Raw genomic sequence first — 5,248 nt, forward strand, 5'->3', positions numbered from 1 at the left:
GTCGATGGGACTGTCAAAGTTATAGGGTCAAGCCGCACGGGCAATTAGTACTGGTTAGCTTAACGCATTACTGCGCTTCCACACCCAGCCTATCAACGTCCTGGTCTTGAACGACCCTTCAGGGGGCTCTAGGCCCCGGCAAGACTCATCTTGAGACGAGTTTCCCGCTTAGATGCTTTCAGCGGTTATCTCTTCCGCACTTAGCTACTCGGCGATGCCACTGGCGTGACAACCGATACACCAGAGGTGCGTCCACTCCGGTCCTCTCGTACTAGGAGCAGGCTCTCTCAATCTTGCAGCGCCCACGGAAGATAGGGACCAAACTGTCTCACGACGTTTTAAACCCAGCTCACGTACCTCTTTAAATGGCGAACAGCCATACCCTTGGGACCGGCTACAGCCCCAGGATGAGATGAGCCGACATCGAGGTGCCAAACACCGCCGTCGATATGAACTCTTGGGCGGTATCAGCCTGTTATCCCCAGAGTACCTTTTATCCGTTGAGCGATGGCCCTTCCATACAGAACCACCGGATCACTTTGTCCTACTTTCGTACCTGCTCGACTTGTCAGTCTCGCAGTCAAGCACGCTTATGCCAATGCACTATCAACACGATTTCCGACCGTATTTAGCGTACCTTCGAACTCCTCCGTTACACTTTGGGAGGAGACCGCCCCAGTCAAACTGCCCACCATACACTGTCCCCAACCCGGATAACGGGCCAAGGTTAGAACCTCAAACACACCAGGGTGGTATTTCAACGTTGGCTCCACCTGATCTAGCGACCAGGTTTCAAAGCCTCCCACCTATCCTACACAGATCTGTTCAAAGTCCAATGTAAAGCTACAGTAAAGGTTCATGGGGTCTTTCCGTCTTTCCGCGGGGAGATTGCATCATCACAAACATTTCAACTTCGCTGAGTCTCTGGAGGAGACAGTGTGGCCATCGTTACGCCATTCGTGCAGGTCGGAACTTACCCGACAAGGAATTTCGCTACCTTAGGACCGTTATAGTTACGGCCGCCGTTTACTGGGACTTCAGTCAAGAGCTTGCACCCCATCATTTAATCTTCCAGCACCGGGCAGGCGTCACACCCTATACGTCGACTTTCGTCTTTGCAGAGTGCTGTGTTTTTAATAAACAGTCGCAGCCACCGATTCTCTGCGGCCTCATTGGGCTTGGCCCGCGGGGGCTTCACCTACTAAAGGCACACCTTCTTCCGAAGTTACGGTGTCAATTTGCCGAGTTCCTTCTCCAGAGTTCTCTCAAGCGCCTGAGAATACTCATCACGCGCACCAGTGTCGGTTTGCGGTACGGTCGTCAATAGCTGAAGCTTAGTGGCTTTTCCTGGAAGCAGGGTATCACTCACTTCGTCTGCAAGCAGACTCGTTATCACCCCTCATCTAAGCCCGGCGGATTTGCCTACCAGGCACGACTACAGGCTTGAACCGGGACATCCAACACCCGGCTGAGCTAACCTTCTCCGTCCCCACATCGCACTATTGATCGGTACAGGAATATTGACCTGTTTCCCATCAGCTACGCATCTCTGCCTCGCCTTAGGGGCCGACTCACCCTACGCCGATGAACGTTGCGTAGGAAACCTTGCGCTTACGGCGAGGGGGCTTTTCACCCCCTTTAACGCTACTCATGTCAGCATTCGCACTTCTGATACCTCCAGCAGGCCTCACGACCCACCTTCACAGGCGTACAGAACGCTCTCCTACCACGCACAGTAAACTGTGCATCCGCAGCTTCGGTAACTGGCTTAGCCCCGTTACATCTTCCGCGCAGGACGACTCGATCAGTGAGCTATTACGCTTTCTTTAAATGATGGCTGCTTCTAAGCCAACATCCTGACTGTTTTAGCCTTCCCACTTCGTTTCCCACTTAGCCAATTTTAGGGACCTTAGCTGGCGGTCTGGGTTGTTTCCCTCTTGAGTCCGGACGTTAGCACCCGGTGCTCTGTCTCCCAAGCTGTACTCTTCGGTATTCGGAGTTTGCATAGGTTTGGTAAGTCGCCATGACCCCCTAGCCTAAACAGTGCTCTACCCCCGAAGGTAATACTTGAGGCACTACCTAAATAGTTTTCGGAGAGAACCAGCTATCTCCAGGTTTGTTTAGCCTTTCACCCCTATCCACAGCTCATCCGCTAGTTTTGCAACACTAGTCGGTTCGGACCTCCAGCACCTGTTACGGTACCTTCATCCTGGCCATGGATAGATCACCTGGTTTCGGGTCTACACCCAGCGACTAATTCGCCCTATTCGGACTCGATTTCTCTACGGCTACCCTATTCGGTTAACCTCGCCACTGAATGTAAGTCGCTGACCCATTATACAAAAGGTACGCAGTCACCCTTGCGGGCTCCTACTTTTTGTATGCATGCGGTTTCAGGATCTATTTCACTCCCCTCCCGGGGTTCTTTTCGCCTTTCCCTCACGGTACTTGTTCGCTATCGGTCGATTACGAGTATTTAGCCTTGGAGGATGGTCCCCCCATATTCAGACAGGATTTCACGTGTCCCGCCCTACTCTATTCGTGCCTAGTTCCACAATCGACATTTCTCATACGGGGCTATCACCCGCTATGGCCGGACTTTCCATTCCGTTCTGATATGCCAACTGCTAAAACACGAGGGCTACTCCGATTTCGCTCGCCACTACTTTCGGAATCTCGGTTGATGTCTTTTCCTCGAGCTACTGAGATGTTTCAGTTCGCCCGGTTCGCCTCGCACACCTATGTATTCAGTGTGCGATACCTCTAAACGAGGTGGGTTTCCCCATTCGGAAATCTCCGGATCAAAGCTTATTTGCCAGCTCCCCGAAGCTTATCGCAGGCTATCACGTCCTTCGTCGCCTGTAATCGCCAAGGCATCCACCACATGCACTTAGTCACTTGACCCTATAACTTTGACATCCGCAGATGTCGTCAAGGACAGATGCTCGACAACTCGAGCATTCATTGAGTATCACGCGTTTTCGCCGTTCTTCAATTTCTTCTCTGAATTTCAGAGTTGAAGTCTGGTGACGCAATCAAATGTCGCTGGCGGCACGGTGCCGAGCGCCCCTTTACGAGCGCCAGCTTTCCGCCAGCAACGCTGATTCGACTCTACGAATTGTTAAAGAACAACAGCCGACTTTCAAAGTCGAGACTGGCAAACCACAGCGTCCAGTCCTGACGCTGTGGTTTGCCACCCTGTGAAGTGATTGGTGGAGGATGACGGGATCGAACCGACGACCCCCTGCTTGCAAAGCAGGTGCTCTCCCAGCTGAGCTAATCCCCCAAGATCTTGTCGATCCTCGTGGTGGGTCTGGCTGGATTCGAACCAGCGACCCCCGCCTTATCAAGACGGTGCTCTAACCGACTGAGCTACAGACCCACGCATCTCTTGCGTGCCCCTGCATCGCGCCAACCGGCAAGGCCAGCTCGCCAGGCTCACGCGTTTTTCTCACTCACTGTTGTGTGTCTACAGCCGATAAGTGTGGGCGCGCTGAACTCGCTATTTGTGGACTCGACTCTCCCAGGCAACCGAAGCCACCTGGCGGTCTCGTCATTCTCTAGAAAGGAGGTGATCCAGCCGCACCTTCCGATACGGCTACCTTGTTACGACTTCACCCCAGTCACGAACCCTGCCGTGGTAATCGCCCTCCTTGCGGTTAGGCTAACTACTTCTGGCAGAACCCGCTCCCATGGTGTGACGGGCGGTGTGTACAAGACCCGGGAACGTATTCACCGCGGCAAGCTGATCCGCGATTACTAGCGATTCCGACTTCACGCAGTCGAGTTGCAGACTGCGATCCGGACTACGACCGGGTTTCTGGGATTAGCTCCCCCTCGCGGGTTGGCAGCCCTCTGTCCCGGCCATTGTATGACGTGTGTAGCCCTACCCATAAGGGCCATGATGACCTGACGTCATCCCCACCTTCCTCCGGTTTGTCACCGGCAGTCTCATTAGAGTGCCCTTTCGTAGCAACTAATGACAAGGGTTGCGCTCGTTGCGGGACTTAACCCAACATCTCACGACACGAGCTGACGACGGCCATGCAGCACCTGTGTCCAGGTTCTCTTTCGAGCACTCTCACATCTCTGCAAGATTCCTGGCATGTCAAGGGTAGGTAAGGTTTTTCGCGTTGCATCGAATTAAACCACATCATCCACCGCTTGTGCGGGTCCCCGTCAATTCCTTTGAGTTTCAACCTTGCGGCCGTACTCCCCAGGCGGTCAACTTCACGCGTTAGCTACGTTACTGAGAAGAAACCCTCCCAACAACCAGTTGACATCGTTTAGGGCGTGGACTACCAGGGTATCTAATCCTGTTTGCTCCCCACGCTTTCGTGCATGAGCGTCAGTACAGGCCCAGGGGATTGCCTTCGCCATCGGTGTTCCTCCGCATATCTACGCATTTCACTGCTACACGCGGAATTCCATCCCCCTCTGCCGTACTCTAGCCATGCAGTCACAAATGCAGTTCCCAGGTTGAGCCCGGGGATTTCACATCTGTCTTGCATAACCGCCTGCGCACGCTTTACGCCCAGTAATTCCGATTAACGCTTGCACCCTACGTATTACCGCGGCTGCTGGCACGTAGTTAGCCGGTGCTTATTCTTCAGGTACCGTCATGAACCCCCGGTATTAACAGGAGTCTTTTCTTCCCTGACAAAAGCGGTTTACAACCCGAAGGCCTTCTTCCCGCACGCGGCATGGCTGGATCAGGGTTGCCCCCATTGTCCAAAATTCCCCACTGCTGCCTCCCGTAGGAGTCTGGGCCGTGTCTCAGTCCCAGTGTGGCTGGTCGTCCTCTCAGACCAGCTACAGATCGTTGGCTTGGTGAGCCTTTACCCCACCAACTACCTAATCTGATATCGGCCGCTCCAACTGCGCGAGGTCTTGCGATCCCCCGCTTTCACCCTCAGGTCGTATGCGGTATTAGCTGCTCTTTCGAGCAGTTATCCCCCACAACTGGGCACGTTCCGATACATTACTCACCCGTTCGCCACTCGTCGCCAGGTTGCCCCGCGTTACCGTTCGACTTGCATGTGTAAGGCATGCCGCCAGCGTTCAATCTGAGCCAGGATCAAACTCTACAGTTCGATCTTGAATACTCAACGGAATCGAACAAAGACTACTTTCATAGCTTCATTCATTTCCGTGAGCGTCTAAAGATTTAACCTTCTCAGGTCGCTCGTTCAGACGCCCACGCTTATCGGCTGTAAATTCTTAAAGAACATCGAAGCCGCTTTCGCCA

General features: G+C 53.5%; 2 tRNA genes and 2 rRNA genes. All 4 read right to left on the bottom strand.

Features of this window, described 5'->3' with window-relative positions:
* Window positions 1-23 precede the first annotated feature (23 nt).
* Window positions 24-2,904, bottom strand: a 23S ribosomal RNA gene (locus FUT87_RS09055).
* A 306-nt stretch (window positions 2,905-3,210) separates the two neighbouring features.
* A tRNA-Ala gene (locus FUT87_RS09060) sits at window positions 3,211-3,286 on the bottom strand.
* Between the two features lie 19 nt (window positions 3,287-3,305).
* Window positions 3,306-3,382: transfer RNA gene (locus tag FUT87_RS09065), tRNA-Ile, on the bottom strand.
* Between the two features lie 182 nt (window positions 3,383-3,564).
* A 16S ribosomal RNA gene (locus FUT87_RS09070) occupies window positions 3,565-5,093 on the bottom strand.
* Together the 16S and 23S rRNA genes with 2 tRNA genes alongside form the textbook arrangement of a ribosomal RNA operon.
* Window positions 5,094-5,248 lie beyond the last annotated feature (155 nt).

The organism is Mitsuaria sp. TWR114, from assembly GCF_007997345.1.